The following is a 14,392-nucleotide window of genomic DNA, read 5'->3' as shown; positions in this document are numbered from 1 at the left end:
CGCTTCCTCTTCTCTCTGATCCGGAGTTGTCATGATCCGAATTCTCGCAGTTCTTGCCGCGCTTCTGTTCGCGGTGCCGGCGGTGGCGCAGCAATTGCCGGCGGGCCTCGACAAGGCCAATGCCATCGTCATCGACAGCACCAAGGGCCGTATCGTCATCAAGCTTCGCACCGATATCGCGCCCCAGCATGCCGAGCGGATCAAGCAGCTCGCGCGCGAGGGCTATTATAACAACGTGCCGTTCCATCGCGTCATGGACGGCTTCATGGCGCAGACTGGCGATGGCGAGAAGTTCAACGGCACCGGCGGCTCGAAATATCCGAACCTGAAGCAGGAATTCTCCAAGGTGCATTTTGCGCGTGGCATCGTCGGCATGGCCCGGCGCGGCGACAGCGTCGACAGCGCCAATTCGCAGTTCTTCATCATGTTTGCCGACGGCGGCAGCCTCGATAACCAGTACACCGTGATCGGCGAGGTCGTGCAGGGCATGGACGTCGTCGACAAGCTGAAGAAGGCACCGCCCGGCTCCGCCGGCGGCGCCGTGACCGATCCCGACAAGATGGTGAAGGTGCAGGTCGCCTCCGACATCAAATAGGAGCGGCGATGGCGCGCTGTGGTGACAAGCTCCTGCTGGTTGCCGCGGTGTTGCTGTTCGGCACCTCGGGCGCTGCCTCTCAGGATGGGCAGGTCAACACCATCCAGGACATCTTCCGGCACCTGCGTACCTGCTGGAGGCCGCCATCGCCGGCCAAGGCGCGCCCCCTCGACATCACGGTGGTCGTGAGCTTTAACCGGGCCGGAAACATTCTGGGCCATCCGAGGATTACCTATGAATCCGCGGAGGCCTCCGACAATGACCGGCTGCAATACCGGATCGCGGTGATGGAGGCGTTGCAGCGCTGCACGCCGGTGCCATTTACCGATGCAATGGCCGGCGCCGCCGCGGGGCGACCGTTCGCGATCCAGTTCCGCAACCGCAAAACGTCGCCTGACAAGACTTCACCCCCAACGCAAGAGAGACGAGCATGAGCGCCACCGAAAACACCCTGATCCTCGAGACCACGCAGGGCCCCGTCACCATCGAGATGCGCCCCGACCTCGCGCCCGGCCATGTCGCGCGCATCAAGGAGCTCGTGCGCGAGGGCTTCTATGACGGCATCGTGTTCCACCGCGTGATCGACGGCTTCATGGCGCAGACCGGCTGCCCGCAGGGCACCGGCACCGGCGGCTCCGGCAAGAAGCTGAAAGCCGAGTTCAACAAGGAGCCGCATGTGCGCGGCACCACCTCGATGGCGCGCGCCGCCAACCCCGATTCCGGCGACAGCCAGTTCTTCATCTGCTTCGACGACGCCCGCTTCCTCGACAACCAGTACACGGTGTGGGGCAAGGTCACCGAGGGCATGGAGAACGTCGACAAGATCAAGCGCGGCGAGCCGGTGCAGAACCCCGACAAGATCGTCAAGGCGCGGATGGCCGCGGACGCTGCGTAACACCTGCGCGTCGTGCCCCCGCTTCGGCGGGGGCGCGCCTAGGTATCAAACGTGCGCACCGATCTGTTCGATTTCGACCTGCCCGCCGAGCGTATTGCACTGCGCCCGGCGAGCCCGCGTGACTCCGCGAGGATGCTGGTCGTGGAGAACGGTGCGCTGCGCGACCAGACCATCGCCGACCTGCCGCAATGGCTGAAGGCGGGCGACCAACTCGTCGTCAATGACACCAAGGTGATCGCAGCGCAGCTCAGGGGCCGCCGCATCGGCCGCGAGACCGAGCCCAGGATCGAGGCGACGTTGATCAAGCGTCTCGACGGCTCGCGCTGGCAGGCGCTGGTGAAGCCCGCGAAGAAGCTTGTCGCCGGCGACCGCGTCCGCTTCGGCAATGAAGGCAAGGTCTGCCTGCTCGGCCATCTCGATGCCGAGGTCGAGGCCAAGGGCACCGAGGGCGAGGTCACGCTGTCGTTCTCGTTCCACGGCCCGGCGCTGGATCAGGCCATCGCCGATCTCGGCAGCCCGCCGCTGCCGCCCTACATCGCCTCCAAGCGCACGCCCGACGATCAGGATCTCGCCGACTACCAGACCATGTTCGCCGCGAACGAAGGCGCGGTCGCAGCGCCCACCGCGGGACTGCATTTCACACCGGCCCTGGAGCAGGTGCTGCGCGCGCGGGGCGTCGGGGTCAACCGCATCACGCTGCATGTCGGGGCAGGGACGTTCCTCCCGGTGAAGGTGGACGACACCGAAGGCCACAAGATGCATGCCGAGTGGGGCACGATCTCGGCCGAGACGGCGGAGCGCCTCAGCAGCGCGCGAAAGAACGGCGGCCGCATCATCGCCGTCGGCACGACGTCGTTGCGACTGCTTGAGAGCGCAGCGAGCGAAGATGGCGCGATCCAGCCCTTCGCGGCGGAGACGGCGATCTTCATCACGCCCGGCTATCGCTTCCGGGCGGTGGATATTTTGATGACGAACTTCCACTTGCCGAAGTCGACGCTGTTCATGCTGGTGTCGGCGTTCTCCGGGCTGGAGACGATGCAGCAGGCCTATGCGCACGCGATCGCGAATGGCTACCGGTTCTATTCGTACGGCGATGCGTGCTTGTTGTTCCGGGTAAACGACTAGTGCCGGCGCCGTAGGTGGGCAATGCGAAGCGTGCCCACGTCTTTCTTGAATATGGAGAAGAATGGTGGGCACGGCGCTTGCGCGCCTTTGCCCACCCTACTGTCCCTGTTGTTTCAGGAAACGAAGCAGGGTGGGTCAGCTGAGCGGAGGCGCGAAGCGCATCTGCTCAGCGTAACCCACCATCTTTGTTCGCGCTCGAAAGTGGTGGGTTACGGCTTCGCCTAACCCACCCTACGCACCGTCCGCTACGCCATCACCCGCTGCGGCAGCAGCTCCGCGATCTGCACCGCATTGAGCGCGGCGCCCTTCAAGAGCTGATCGGCCGCCACGAACATCGAGATCGAATGCCCTGAGGGGTCGCTGAGGTCCTTGCGGATGCGGCCGACCAGGACGTCGTCCTGGCCCGAGGCATCGATCGGCATCGGGAAGTAGTTCTTCATGCGGTCGTCGACGACCTTCACGCCGGGGGCCTGCGCCATGATGGCGCGGACCTGGTCCTCGCTGATCGGCTTCTCGCATTCGAAGGTGATCGCCTCGCAATGGGCGCGCAATACCGGCACGCGCACGCAGGTGACGCCGATGGCGATCTTCTCGTCCTCGAAGATCTTGCGGGTCTCCTTGATGACCTTGGTCTCTTCGTCGTTGTAGCCGGTCTCAGGATCGACGGCGGTGTTGTGGTTGAAGAGGTTGAAGGCGTAGGGGTGCGGCATCACATTCGGGGTGTAGACCTGCCCGTCGAGATTGGCACGGGTGGATTCGACGAGCTCCTCCATCGCCGCTGCCCCGGCGCCGCTGGCCGCCTGATAGGTCGAGATGATCACGCGCTTGATGCGGTTCTTCTGATGGATCGGCCACAGCGGCACCAGCGCGGTGATGGCGGCGCAGTTCGGATTGGCGATGATGCCCTTGTGATCCCTGATGCGGTTCGCATTGATCTCGGGAATCACCAGCGGCACGTTCGGGTCCATGCGGAAGGCGGAGGAATTGTCGACCACGACAGCGCCGGCCTTGACCGCGATAGGCGCGAACTTCTTCGAAATGCTGCCGCCGGCGGAGAACAGGGCGATATCGACACCGTCGAAAGACCGCTCGGTCAGTTCCTCGATCACGACTGACTGGCCGCGGAACGATACCGTCTTGCCGGCCGAGCGCGCGCTGGCGAGCGCCTTCAGCTTGCTGACGCGAAAGTCGCGCTTGTCCATAGTGGCGATGAATTCGGCGCCCACCGCACCGGTGACGCCGACAATCGCGACGACGGGATCGTTACTCACTTTGTCCTCCATTGAATTGAAAATTTGGGCAACAAAAAAGCCCCGGACCATCGCTGGCGGGGCTTCGGTAGAGTGGATTGCGTTCTAGTCGACGACTACGCGCGCACGCCTCCCCGGGCCCCTGAGGCCGTGGTGGTTTTGGTCGTGCGTTTGGTGGTCGTGAACATGGCGGCGACTTATGCGGGAGAGTCTTGCAGTCGTCAATGGCCTTTCGCCCCCGGTCAACGCCGGGGGGCGAACCTTGTGCCGCTATGTGGCAGTCGCTATTTCGCAGCTACTATTTCGTCCTGGCGCCCGGCGGCTCCAGGATGACCTCCTTGAGGTCGTCGCCGCTGATCACGACGATCGCAAAATTGAGCCGGCCGCGTTCGCGCACCAGCCCGCCGCTGATCGCCTTGCCCGAGGCCGCGCGTTCAGCGACCCGCACGGCATCGGCGAGGCGGTGCCTGATCGCACCGAGTGCTGCGAGGTTGTCGCGGTCCTCGTGGTCGAGCTCGGCGAGGGGCAGGGCGGCTTCCCCACCGACCAGCTCGCCGGTCGAAGCATTGATGGTGTGGCGCCAGATCCGGTCGTTGTGCAGGGTCTTCACCCGATACACCGGTACGCCGGAGGCTCCGTCGAAACTCACATCCGCCGTGGTGGCGCCGGCGTGGCGGCGTTCCGCAATCGCCATGGCCTGGCCGATCGAGATGGTCGAGCTGCGGAATCGTTCGATCTCGCGGCTGACGGCCTGGCGGTCGGCTTCGGGATCGCCATCTATGTCGCTGTGAAGAGAAGTGGGCGTGCTCGAGGTCACGATCGCCCGCGCGGGGGCGGCCAGAAGCAGCGCGGGCAAGGCGATCGCCAGCAGTCCTGAAGTCCATCGTTTGGCTGTCGTCATGCTCGAAACCCTCGGCCTACGAGTGTGCCGGATGGTCGTAAAGAATTCGCGGCCGGCCTTGGGCATCGGCCGGCCGCGGAGCGCCGCACCGGGCTGTACCCGGCACGGCGATCTCAGCGGTACGGGCCACCTTTGGGGCTGGTGAAAAAGCGGTCCGTATCGCCTATAACTAAACCATACCGTATCGTTTTATTTTGGTCAATCGAGCCGATCGCGTCTCCCGCGGGGAAAGCGCTCACCTCACGGAATTGTCAGCGGGCGGGACGGCGGCGTTGCGTGCCTTTGGCGTCCTGGAGACGGTCGGCAGGTCCCAGGGCGCCGGCCAGGAACAGCTTGATCGCCGCGCGCATGCGCTTTTCAGCGGCCTTCATCTCGAGCGCAGTTCCGAAGGTCGCCATGCGGTGGGTGTGGCCGACGACCACGTCGAGAAACACCTCGGCCGCAATGGCGGTGTCCTCGACGTCGAGCGCGCCCTGCGCCACCAGATGGTCGAAGAAGCGTGCCGTGGTGGCAACGGCCTTGAGCCAACCTTCTTCCTTGCCGAGCTTGGCGACGTCAGGGAAATTGATGGCCTGCGACGTCATCATGCGGCTGAAGGCGACGGCATCGGGACCGCAGGTGAATGTCAGCATCTCGCGTCCGATCTCGATCAGCCGTTGCTCGACCGAGATGTCCGCAAGGCTGCTGAGCTGGGTCTCCGCCGCGGCGGACAGTGGTGCAAGCCAGCGCGCGATCTCGCGCCTCAGCACGGCGGCAAACAGGCCGCGCTTGTCGCCATAGCGGGAATAGACGGTCGGCTTGCTCACCCGGGCCGCTTCGGCGACCGCGTCGAGCGAGGTCGCGTCGAAGCCGCGGTCCAGGAACAGGCGGGTGGCGACCTCGATCAGCCGCTGGTCGCGCTCGATGGCGGCACTTTTCGTCGGCCGGCCGCCGCGGGATTTCGGCACCTCGCGGCGCGCCGCTGCCGCTCTCGTCTTGGTCGCAGTCAATCCCATGCCCAATGATTCCTGCGCGTTTCCGACAATGGTCATTCGCTCTATATCGCGCAGGAGCGGAGGCGTCATCGCGAATCTGGCCGAATTGGCCGTATCGTCAACGATTTCAGCAGGGCCTCGTTCCGGCACCGGCGCTCACGGCACCGTCGAACTCCAGGCCTGGCCTGAAGCAGCCTTGTCGTATCCGTATTGATAGAGCGCCCGCATATAGGCGGTGTCGAACCCTTCCGACGGCGGCGCCGGATATTCGCGGGCGATGTAGGAGAGATGAAAGCCGAGACGGTTGCGCTTGGCGAAATCATAGGTCGAGAAGATGATCGAGCGCGTCTGCGACTGGGTGATCGCCGACAGGCTGCGCGAGGCGACATCGATGGTGCCGTTGGAGACAAGCTCGAAATTGCGTTCGATCTTCTTGTTGACGAGGATGTAGATGTCCAGCTTTGCATTGCCCGGCAGTCGGCTGCCCTGGAAAAGCAAGGCTTCCGGCAGCGTCAGCACCGGGGCGGTTACGCCGCCGTCGACATGCATCTCCTGAAACTTGCGGCCCTGGCCCTCGGCGTCGATCATGATCGGCGGAAACACCAGGGGGATGCTGGCGGAAGCCGCCATCACGTCGCGAAACAGTTTTAGCGCCTCGGGCGTTCCGACCGCGGCGATCTTGCCCATGTCCCAGATCGCGGTGCGCTGGGTGTCGAGATCGGTCGTCACCACCAACAGCTTGCGGCCCTTGGCGTTCTCGCGCGCGACTTGCGCCATGATCTCGGGCCCGACATAGCGGGCGACGAGTTCGCGCAGCCTTGTGTTGCCGAACAGGCCGGACCCGAACAGCACGCGCATGATGCTGGGATCGTTTAGGAGGCTCTCCGCGATGCCGCTGGTGTAGACCTCCTTCAGCGTGTCGTCGTATTGCGAGCCGAGGAAGGCAAAGGGCGCGATCAGGCCGCCGGTGCTCACGCCCGAGACGACCGAGAAGGCGGGACGGGTCCTGGCCGCAGTCCAGCCGTTGAGCACGCCGACGCCATAGGCGCCATCGGCGCCGCCGCCCGACAGCGCCAGATACGACTTCGTCGCGGTGCTGTTGTCCTTCTCGAAATTGAATTTGGTGACGGGCTCGTCGGCGTAGCGCCTGAGGCCATCGATATCGAGCACGCGCGAGGTGCTGGCTTCAGCGGCCGTATAGGGCGTGCGGGGCAGGGAGGTGCAGCCGGCGAGTGCCAGGCTGCACGTCAGGACCAGGAAGCCGATCAGACGAGCAGGTGTGTGCCTGATCCAGTCACGCGAGCGGCTGGAGAGATCGGTCGAACATGAGGGGAAAGGCATTGTCGGTGGATGTCGATCACGCATTGACCGCCGCCGGCAAATTCGCCCACGGCATCTCGTTCAGCCCACGATAAAACTACACGGTATCGTTTTGTTTAACAAGGGGCGCGGCGTCCATATCCGCTTTAATTGTGTCCCGGTCTGAGGCACGGGCCGTCCAGGACCGGTTGGGCGGGTTGATCAGCTTCCTCCGACACGCAATAAGCACCGCCATGAATCCCGACAATGACCTTCCCAATCACTTTGAATTGCTCGCCACTGACGGCGCCGCGCGCACCGGACGCCTGACTACACCGCACGGCGTGGTGCGGACGCCGGCCTTCATGCCGGTCGGCACCGCCGGTGCCATGAAGGGCATGCACTGGCGCGAGGTGCGCGATGCCGGCGCCGACATCGTGCTCGGCAACACCTATCACCTGATGCTGCGTCCGAGCGCCGAGCGGATCGCGGCGCTCGGCGGCCTGCAGCGGTTCACCGGCTGGAACGGGCCAATGCTGACGGATTCCGGCGGCTTTCAGGTGATGTCGCTGGCGGACCTGCGCAAGATCAGCGAGCACGCGGTCACCTTCCGCTCGCATATCGACGGTGCCAAGGTCGAGTTGTCGCCGGAGCGCTCGATCGAGGTGCAGCGCCTGCTCGGCTCCGACATCGCCATGCAGATGGACGAGTGCGTGCGGCTGCCGGCCGAGCGCGCCGACATCGACCGCGCGATGCAATTGTCGCTGCGCTGGGCCGAGCGAAGCAAGCGCGCCTTCGAGAGCGCTCCCGACGGCTACATGCTGTTCGGCATCGTGCAGGGCGGCGACATTCCCCAGCTTCGTCATGCCAGTGCGGAAGGCCTGGTCGCGATCGGCTTCCACGGCTATGCGATCGGCGGCCTTGCCGTCGGCGAGCCGCAGGAGGTGATGCTGGCGATGATCGACGAGACCGCGCCGGTGCTGCCGAAGGAGCGCCCGCGCTACCTGATGGGCGTCGGCACGCCCGACGACATCCTCGAAGCCGTGAAGCGCGGCATCGACATGTTCGATTGCGTGATGCCGACGCGCAATGGCCGGCACGGCGTCGCCTTCACGCGCTTTGGTCAGGTGAATTTACGCAATGCGCGCCACGCCGACGATCCGCGTCCGCTGGACGAGGAAAGCTCATGGCTGTCAACGCGCAACTGCGCGCGCGCCTATCTGCACCATCTCGTCAAGGCGGGCGAGACGTTGGGGGCGATGCTGCTGTCCGAAGTCAATATCGCCTATTACCAGTTCCTGATGCAGGGCATCAGGAACGCGGTCGCACAGGGAAAATTCGACGAGTTCTATCAGCGTACACGCGCGGACTGGGCGAGGGGCGACATCGCCCCGCGCTAGATCAGTTGCACAGGAAGCGGGTTTTCACCGCGTGCTTGGTCACGAAGCCATAGCCGCAATTGTCGCAGGTCCAGAGATAGCTGATCATGTGGTCCGACACGTAGGCGGATGCTTCGGCGGCGACCATGGAGTCGGCGCAGACGGGACAGGTGGGCAACTCGCTGCAACGCGGATCGCGGTTCGCCGCGACGGTCGGCAACACTTCAGCGACTGCTGACATCGTGGGACCTCCCTGCTTTAAGACGTAAGTCTAACATAAGCAGAAGGAGTTGACGAGGTCGCAACACAAATGCGTTGGCTCTCATAAAATTAGCTTCACCTCGAGGTGTCATGCTGCCGTCACCTTGCCGAACTCGCAGTCGCAACTATCGCAATGCAAACAATCCCTGTGCATTGCGATAAGTCGCCGCACTGCTTCGCGCGTCGGGACGTTCGATTACTGCGCCGCACCCTGCCGGCCGAGAGCCGGCTCGATAGCGACCGGCGTGCTGCGGTCTGAACGGAGTTTGCGCCCAAACGAGATCGAGGGGGTCTCGACGAGGGAATATGTCATCAAGCTGACAAGGATCGACGACGTCACGACCTCGGCGACGAAGACGAACCATGCCAGAGGTCCGTCGCCCGGCCAGGCGTAGTGCTGAATCCAGTCCATTGCGAACGGCGACATCAAGTAGACCGAGTAACTGATGACGCCGATGAACGCGATCGGGCGCCACGCCATCCTCTCGCCGAATGCGGCAAACACGATGAAGACGAGGGCCGCGCAGACATAGGCTGCCCCGATCGAATAGCTGTAGAAGAAATCGTCCTGGTAGATCCCGCCATAGCGTTTGCCGGACAGCGTGATGGCGAACAATACGTAGAGTGTCGTGCAGAGCGCGACATGCCGCCATCGCAGCCTTCCGCCGATGACGGTGTCGCGAATGATCTTGCCGAGGAACATCGCCGACAGGTTCAGTCCGACCTCCGTCACCATCCAGGCCGCCCTGTCCTCAACTAGGACAGCCACCGCCGTACCGACAAGAGCGGTTGCAACGACGATCGCGACGGCCGTAAGGCGCCGGTGCAGCAGTCCTGCCGCGAAGAGAACGATGCAGACAAGATAGAACAGCAGTTCGATGGTGAGCGTCCAGTAGAAGTCCCAGAGGTGAGGGACCTCCAGGAAGGACTGGAGCATCGTGAGGTTCGCGGCGATCTGCGACAGAGGATAGGTCCTGGACGTGAGCGCCTGCATCGTGACCAGCCCGATCACGATCGAGGCCCAGTAGGCCGGGTAGAGCCGGAAGAAGCGACTGATCGCGAAGTCGTTTACGGGAGATGCGCTGGCGGGAAAACTGAAGGGAATGACGAAGCCGCTGACGAAGAAGAACAGCACGACGCCGAACCGGCCGAAATTCATGTAGTAGCCGATCGCGTCGTGAAGGACCGCATGATAGGCGCCGGTCGGGTGTTCCCGCACGATCACCTCGAGAGCATGCTGGATGACCACCGCCAGGACGGCGATGCCGCGCAGGCTATCGATGAATGCCAGCCGTCTGTGCATCAGGCCTTCTCTGCGCTCCCGCCGCCCGTGATCGGCCGATCGCAACGGACGTCGCCTGCCCGGACGGCATTTGGCTAGGGCACAAGCGATGATCGGAAGGCTGCACGCCGGTCCGGCAGTTCAACACGGCAATCGTGAACGGATTGACAACGAAATCGGCTCGGGGGCGGGGCTTGGGCCTCCCGCCGGCGCCCAGACAGCCGGCCTGCCGACACAATTTTGCTATGCAGCAGAATTCCGGGCCGCCCCGCATTGTGCTTGCGCGTCGCCGCAAGCTGTCTGTAACTGCGCAACGGTCGACAGAAGCATTGTCGCCACAGGGAGTTCATCATGGACGCATCGTCCACCACGGGTGCAGCGCACCAACCCGGCCGCGGCCGGATCTACGACTCGATCGTCGAGGCCTTCGGCAATACGCCCATCGTGCGCTTGCGCCGGCTGCCCGGCATGCACGGCGTGAATGCGACCATTTTGGCAAAACTTGAATATTTCAATCCCGCCGCAAGCGTGAAGGACCGCATCGGCGCGGCCATGATCATCGCGATGGAGAAGGCGGGCATCGTCAAGCCCGACACCGTGCTGATCGAGCCGACCTCCGGCAATACCGGTATTGCGCTGGCCTTCGTGGCGGCTGCGCGCGGCTACCGCCTCAAGCTGGTGATGCCGGAATCGATGTCGATCGAGCGGCGCAAGATGCTGGCTTTTCTCGGTGCCGAACTGGTTCTGACGCCGGCGGCGCAAGGCATGAAGGGTGCGATCGCTGCCGCCGAGGAGCTGCTCAAGACGACGCCGAACTCGGTGATGCCGCAGCAGTTCAAGAACCTCGCCAATCCCGAGGTGCACCGCCGCACCACCGCGGAGGAGATCTGGAACGACACCGGCGGCAATATCGATTTCTTCGTGGCCGGCGTCGGCACCGGCGGCACGATCACCGGCGTCGGCCAGGTGCTCAAGCCGCGCAAGGCCTCACTTCGCGTCGTCGCGGTCGAGCCGGAGGAGAGCCCGGTGCTGTCAGGGGGACAGCATACGCCGCACAAGATCCAGGGCATCGGCGCCGGCTTCGTCCCTGACATCCTCGACCGCGCCGTGATCGACGAGGTCGTGAAGATCAACTCGACGAATGCGATCGAGATCTCGCGCGCGCTGGCGCGGCATGAGGGCATTCCGGGCGGCATCTCCTCGGGTGCGGCGATCGCTGCAGCACTGCAGATCGGCAAGCGGCCGGACGCCGCGGGAAAAACCATCCTGGCTATAGTGCCGTCCTTCTCCGAGCGGTATCTTTCGACGGCTCTGTTTGAGGGAATCTAGGACATGGCGGACCAACCACCGAGGCGGCCGCGCACGCTTGGCGATGCCCGGACCGAGGCGGAGGCAGCGTTCAAGAAGGTGACGGCCAAGGTCGCCGCGGCGCCGCCCAAGCAAAACACCGTTCCCGGCGTCAAGGAGCAGGTCACGCTGCGCCTCGACCAGGACGTGCTGGAGTTCTTCCAGTCCGGCGGACCGGGCTGGCAGGACCGCATCAACGAGGCCTTGCGAAAGGCCGCGGGGAAGTAGGCCTTGGTCGAATGCGTCCGAGCGTTCGGCTGGACGCTAAGACATTCGTCTTTATCCGCGTCATTGCGAGGAGCTCTTGCGACGAAGCAATCCAGAGTTCCGCCACGGAGGGATTCTGGATTGCTTCGCTGCGCTCGCAATGACGGAGTACGTGACAACACCGTCGTACCAAAGAAAAAGCCCGGCGCGAGCCGGGCTTTTGTGCTTTCAATCTCGCTTCGTCTCAGCGGCGGAACATGCCGCCCATCATGCCGCCGACGACACCGCCGACAAAGGCCGCACCGGCGGCATCACCGGGGTTGCTCCGTTGTTGGGGAGCCGGCGCGCTGCCTTGAGCAGGGGCGCTCGCGGCGCGCCGGGCTGCCTTCTGGCTGGTATCGCTCGCGGTCGCCGGGGCAGCCACGATCTCCGAGAGCAGGGCCTTGTGCTGGTGCTTGTTGAGATAGCCTGACGAGGGATAACCGCGCGCCGTCTGCCAGCGCTTGAGCACCGATCGCGTCTCGTCGTTGAATGCGCCGGTCTGCTGGGTGTCGAAGCCGAGCGCCGTGAGCCGACGCTGCACGTCGCGGCGCTTGCCCTTGTCGAGGCCGATCTGATCCTCGGTGACCTGAGTCGCCTCATCGGTGAAGGTTGCGGGATCGACGCCGGCGTTGAGAGCGCGGGTCGCGGTCGAGGGGCCGCTCTTGATCGCCGCGAGGCGCGCCAGGGCCAGCGCCTTGAACTGACCGTTCGGATAGGCGGAGAGGTAGGCGTTGAGCTCTTCCGGCTTGTTGGACTCCTTTACCGAGCGCCAATATTCGAGCTCGACACCGTCGGAGCCGGTCGCAGTCGGCACCATGCCAGAAGCGGTCGGTGCTGCATTGGCGACCTGCGTCGTCGGGGCCTGGTTGAGATAGACGGAGCCGGTCAGGTTGGTGTGGCCCCAGGGCAGCTGACCCTTGCGGGTCTCTTCATTGACCTGGGCGCGTACCGACGTCATCGCCTGCTGGATCTCGATGCCGGGCTTGGTGATGTTGTCGATCAGCGCACGCGTGAACGGGCTGTTGTTGCCCTCCTGACCGTCAAGCGCGGTCTGGCCGGGGCCGGTGGCGAACGCTATGAGGGTGCCTTCACCGGACTTCATCTCGGCAAGACCGCTCTGCACGTTGACGCTGCGTGTCGCGGCGTTCGACTTGATCTTGGCGGCGAACGGATTGTCGCGGCAGGCATCGAGGAAGACGAGCTTGACCTTGGCATCGCCCATGGTCTGCTCGAGCGTCAGGTCGATGTTGATGGCGGCACCCAGCTTGACGTCCATCTCCGACTTGATGTCGGCGTCGACGGGCAGCAGGTAGTTGGTGCCACTGACGGCGATGCCATGGCCGGCATAATAAAATAGCGCGATGTCGGAGCCCTGCGCCTTGCGGCCGAAGTCGAGCAGCTTCTCCGTCATCTGGTCGCGGCTGAGATTGGATCCTTCGATCACTTCGAACCCGACATTGCGCAGCGTGGACGCCATCGCCTTGGCGTCGATCGGCGGGTTCGGCAATTGGGCGACGTTCTTGTAGTTGCCGTTGCCGACAACGAAGGCGACGCGGCGGTCGGCCTTCGCGGCACTGACCGACAGGGCCATGCACATCAGCGAAGCGAGGAGGGTGAGATAGCGCATCTGAGATCCCCAACAGAATCGAATTGCAGGCAGCAACGAATTGGCAACGAACCTACACGAAGTGCCCGACTTCGTGCCACCAAAACGGCTAGTAGGTCGCGTCCAAACCGCTGCTGTGTGGCCGAATGTGCACGATGGAAATGCGCTCCAACGTGATCCAAATCACACGGCCACTTTGTTTTGTCGCGCGAGGCGGCGTGAGGTTCACTGCGCGCGGGCGGGAACGGCTGGTGCCGGCTTCAAATTCAGGAGGTTGCCGCACAGGATCAGCGCCGCGCCGAGCACGGTCCAGCTATCGAGTCGCTCGGAATACAGCAGCCAGCCGGCCGTCGCAGTCAGTGGAACCCGCAGGAAGTCCATGGGAACCACGATCGTCGCATCGGCGTAGCGGAGCGCGCTGGCGAGGCAGTAGTGCGAGAAAGTGCCGCAGACGCCGATGACGAACAGCCACCCCCATAAACGAGGCGACGGCCAGATCCACACAGCGAGCGTCGGCAGCAGGCCCACGACGGCCTGGACCACGATCATCCAGAACAGGATCGACAATGCGCTCTCGGTCCGCGTCAGCGACTTCGCCAGAATCATGGAAATGCTGAAGCCGATCGCGGCCCCGAGCGCGATCAGCTGGCCCGGATTGATCTCGCCGGTGGCGGGCCGCACGATCATGACGACGCCGACGATGCCGAGCACGATGGCGGCGACCTTCCAGACCGTCATGCGTTCGGACAGGAACGTTGCGGCCAGCACGGCGGTCCAGATCGGCATGGTGAATTCGATCGCGACGACTTGCCCGATCCCGATCAGAGTCAATGCGTAGAACCAGCCGAGCTGTGCGAAATAATGGACCCCGTTGCGCGCGAGGTGCTGGGGCAGGCGTTTGGTCGCGACTGCCTTGAAGCCGCCGGCGTGGTAGATTATCGGCAGGAGCAGCGTGAACCCGATGATGGAGCGTACTTCCATGATCTGGAAAACGTTCAGCTCGCGCGTGGTCTCGCGCCCGGCAACTGCCATGACCAGCATCAGCGACAGCCAGCCCGCCATCCACAATGCAGCCATCGTTTTGGACGGTGTCGCGCTCATTGGGGGCAATGCTGGAGGATGGAAGCCTGAGAGGACGGCCGGTATCGGCGACATCGCCGTCGTTTGCAACGGTCAATCTGTGGATGCAGCGATGCAGCGTGTCGTGCTAGGCATCATCGAACAACGAG

The 14,392-nt window shown here is 64.0% G+C and carries 15 protein-coding genes; 7 read left to right on the top strand and 8 right to left on the bottom strand.

Going from position 1 to position 14,392, the window contains the following annotated elements; all coding sequences use genetic code 11:
* Window positions 1–31: 31 nt before the first annotated feature.
* Genes IVB26_RS21795 through queA form a run of 4 tightly spaced genes read left to right on the top strand, consistent with a single transcriptional unit; the run spans window position 32 to window position 2,615 of the window.
* Window positions 32–595, top strand: coding sequence for a peptidylprolyl isomerase (locus tag IVB26_RS21795; RefSeq protein WP_246925318.1), 564 nt, complete (start codon window positions 32–34; stop codon window positions 593–595).
* Window positions 596–603: 8 nt separating this feature from the next.
* On the top strand, window positions 604–1,029 hold the full coding sequence (locus tag IVB26_RS21790) for a hypothetical protein (RefSeq protein WP_247967355.1): 426 nt from the start codon (window positions 604–606) through the stop codon (window positions 1,027–1,029).
* Window positions 1,026–1,490: a peptidylprolyl isomerase gene (locus tag IVB26_RS21785; protein WP_247967354.1), complete on the top strand. Its 465-nt coding sequence runs from the start codon at window positions 1,026–1,028 to the stop codon at window positions 1,488–1,490. The genes IVB26_RS21790 and IVB26_RS21785 overlap by 4 nt, the downstream gene beginning before the upstream one ends.
* Window positions 1,491–1,541: 51 nt before the next feature.
* Window positions 1,542–2,615 carry a tRNA preQ1(34) S-adenosylmethionine ribosyltransferase-isomerase QueA gene (queA, locus tag IVB26_RS21780; protein ID WP_247967353.1) on the top strand — a complete coding sequence of 358 codons (1,074 nt, stop codon included), beginning with the start codon at window positions 1,542–1,544 and terminating at the stop codon, window positions 2,613–2,615.
* Between the two features lie 245 nt (window positions 2,616–2,860).
* Here queA and IVB26_RS21775 read toward each other — a convergent pair whose 3' ends face one another.
* The 4 genes from IVB26_RS21775 to IVB26_RS21760 form a co-directional block, all read right to left on the bottom strand.
* Window positions 2,861–3,898, bottom strand: a complete 1,038-nt coding sequence (locus IVB26_RS21775) for an aspartate-semialdehyde dehydrogenase (RefSeq protein ID WP_247967352.1) — start codon at window positions 3,896–3,898, stop codon at window positions 2,861–2,863.
* Between the two features lie 265 nt (window positions 3,899–4,163).
* Entirely contained in the window at window positions 4,164–4,766 is a 603-nt protein-coding gene (locus IVB26_RS21770) for a PepSY domain-containing protein (RefSeq protein ID WP_247967351.1), read from the bottom strand.
* A 251-nt stretch (window positions 4,767–5,017) separates the two neighbouring features.
* A complete protein-coding gene (locus IVB26_RS21765; RefSeq protein WP_247967350.1) occupies window positions 5,018–5,761 on the bottom strand; it encodes a TetR/AcrR family transcriptional regulator in 744 nt (247 codons plus the stop codon).
* 135 nt (window positions 5,762–5,896) lie between these two features.
* The gene (locus tag IVB26_RS21760; protein ID WP_247967349.1) at window positions 5,897–7,105 is read right to left on the bottom strand and encodes a patatin-like phospholipase family protein; all 1,209 of its coding nucleotides are present in this window, start codon (window positions 7,103–7,105) and stop codon (window positions 5,897–5,899) included.
* A gap of 188 nt (window positions 7,106–7,293) precedes the next feature.
* On the opposite strand from IVB26_RS21760, the gene tgt reads away from it, so the two are divergent.
* A complete protein-coding gene (gene tgt, locus IVB26_RS21755; RefSeq protein WP_247967348.1) occupies window positions 7,294–8,439 on the top strand; it encodes a tRNA guanosine(34) transglycosylase Tgt in 1,146 nt (381 codons plus the stop codon).
* Window position 8,440: 1 nt separating this feature from the next.
* Here the strand turns inward: tgt and IVB26_RS21750 are convergent, their stop codons facing one another.
* Both IVB26_RS21750 and IVB26_RS21745 read right to left on the bottom strand, forming a co-directional pair.
* Window positions 8,441–8,659, bottom strand: coding sequence for a hypothetical protein (locus IVB26_RS21750; protein WP_246931047.1), 219 nt, complete (start codon window positions 8,657–8,659; stop codon window positions 8,441–8,443).
* Between the two features lie 216 nt (window positions 8,660–8,875).
* Window positions 8,876–9,982, bottom strand: a complete 1,107-nt coding sequence (locus IVB26_RS21745) for an acyltransferase family protein (RefSeq protein ID WP_247967347.1) — start codon at window positions 9,980–9,982, stop codon at window positions 8,876–8,878.
* A gap of 330 nt (window positions 9,983–10,312) precedes the next feature.
* On the opposite strand from IVB26_RS21745, the gene cysK reads away from it, so the two are divergent.
* The gene (gene cysK, locus IVB26_RS21740; RefSeq protein WP_247967346.1) at window positions 10,313–11,290 is read left to right on the top strand and encodes a cysteine synthase A; all 978 of its coding nucleotides are present in this window, start codon (window positions 10,313–10,315) and stop codon (window positions 11,288–11,290) included.
* 3 nt (window positions 11,291–11,293) lie between these two features.
* Window positions 11,294–11,536 (top strand): BrnA antitoxin family protein, encoded by a 243-nt coding sequence (locus tag IVB26_RS21735; RefSeq protein WP_247967345.1) that lies wholly within the window; start codon window positions 11,294–11,296, stop codon window positions 11,534–11,536.
* 223 nt (window positions 11,537–11,759) lie between these two features.
* Here IVB26_RS21735 and IVB26_RS21730 read toward each other — a convergent pair whose 3' ends face one another.
* A complete protein-coding gene (locus IVB26_RS21730; RefSeq protein ID WP_247967344.1) occupies window positions 11,760–13,184 on the bottom strand; it encodes a caspase family protein in 1,425 nt (474 codons plus the stop codon).
* Between the two features lie 204 nt (window positions 13,185–13,388).
* On the bottom strand, window positions 13,389–14,264 hold the full coding sequence (locus IVB26_RS21725; RefSeq protein WP_247967343.1) for a DMT family transporter: 876 nt from the start codon (window positions 14,262–14,264) through the stop codon (window positions 13,389–13,391).
* Between the last annotated feature and the right edge of the window lie 128 nt (window positions 14,265–14,392).

The sequence above is a fragment of the Bradyrhizobium sp. 195 genome, from assembly GCF_023101665.1.
GTDB lineage: Bacteria > Pseudomonadota > Alphaproteobacteria > Rhizobiales > Xanthobacteraceae > Bradyrhizobium.
The sequence above is the reverse complement of the archived record's forward strand: the minus strand, read 5'-3'. Positions and strand labels throughout refer to the sequence as shown.

Bases quoted from the DNA above. Each gene is read 5' to 3' on its own strand.
- IVB26_RS21795 (WP_246925318.1), top strand. From the start codon at position 32: ATGATCCGAATTCTCGCAGTTCTTGCCGCGCTTCTGTTCGCGGTGCCG.
- IVB26_RS21790 (WP_247967355.1), top strand. From the start codon at position 604: ATGGCGCGCTGTGGTGACAAGCTCCTGCTGGTTGCCGCGGTGTTGCTG.
- IVB26_RS21770 (WP_247967351.1), bottom strand. From the start codon at position 4,766: ATGACGACAGCCAAACGATGGACTTCAGGACTGCTGGCGATCGCCTTG.
- IVB26_RS21765 (WP_247967350.1), bottom strand. From the start codon at position 5,761: ATGGGATTGACTGCGACCAAGACGAGAGCGGCAGCGGCGCGCCGCGAG.
- IVB26_RS21725 (WP_247967343.1), bottom strand. From the start codon at position 14,264: ATGAGCGCGACACCGTCCAAAACGATGGCTGCATTGTGGATGGCGGGC.
- IVB26_RS21735 (WP_247967345.1), top strand. From the start codon at position 11,294: ATGGCGGACCAACCACCGAGGCGGCCGCGCACGCTTGGCGATGCCCGG.
- IVB26_RS21745 (WP_247967347.1), bottom strand. From the start codon at position 9,982: ATGCACAGACGGCTGGCATTCATCGATAGCCTGCGCGGCATCGCCGTC.
- IVB26_RS21760 (WP_247967349.1), bottom strand. From the start codon at position 7,105: ATGCGTGATCGACATCCACCGACAATGCCTTTCCCCTCATGTTCGACC.
- cysK (WP_247967346.1), top strand. From the start codon at position 10,313: ATGGACGCATCGTCCACCACGGGTGCAGCGCACCAACCCGGCCGCGGC.
- IVB26_RS21785 (WP_247967354.1), top strand. From the start codon at position 1,026: ATGAGCGCCACCGAAAACACCCTGATCCTCGAGACCACGCAGGGCCCC.
- tgt (WP_247967348.1), top strand. From the start codon at position 7,294: ATGAATCCCGACAATGACCTTCCCAATCACTTTGAATTGCTCGCCACT.
- IVB26_RS21750 (WP_246931047.1), bottom strand. From the start codon at position 8,659: ATGTCAGCAGTCGCTGAAGTGTTGCCGACCGTCGCGGCGAACCGCGAT.
- IVB26_RS21730 (WP_247967344.1), bottom strand. From the start codon at position 13,184: ATGCGCTATCTCACCCTCCTCGCTTCGCTGATGTGCATGGCCCTGTCG.
- IVB26_RS21775 (WP_247967352.1), bottom strand. From the start codon at position 3,898: ATGGAGGACAAAGTGAGTAACGATCCCGTCGTCGCGATTGTCGGCGTC.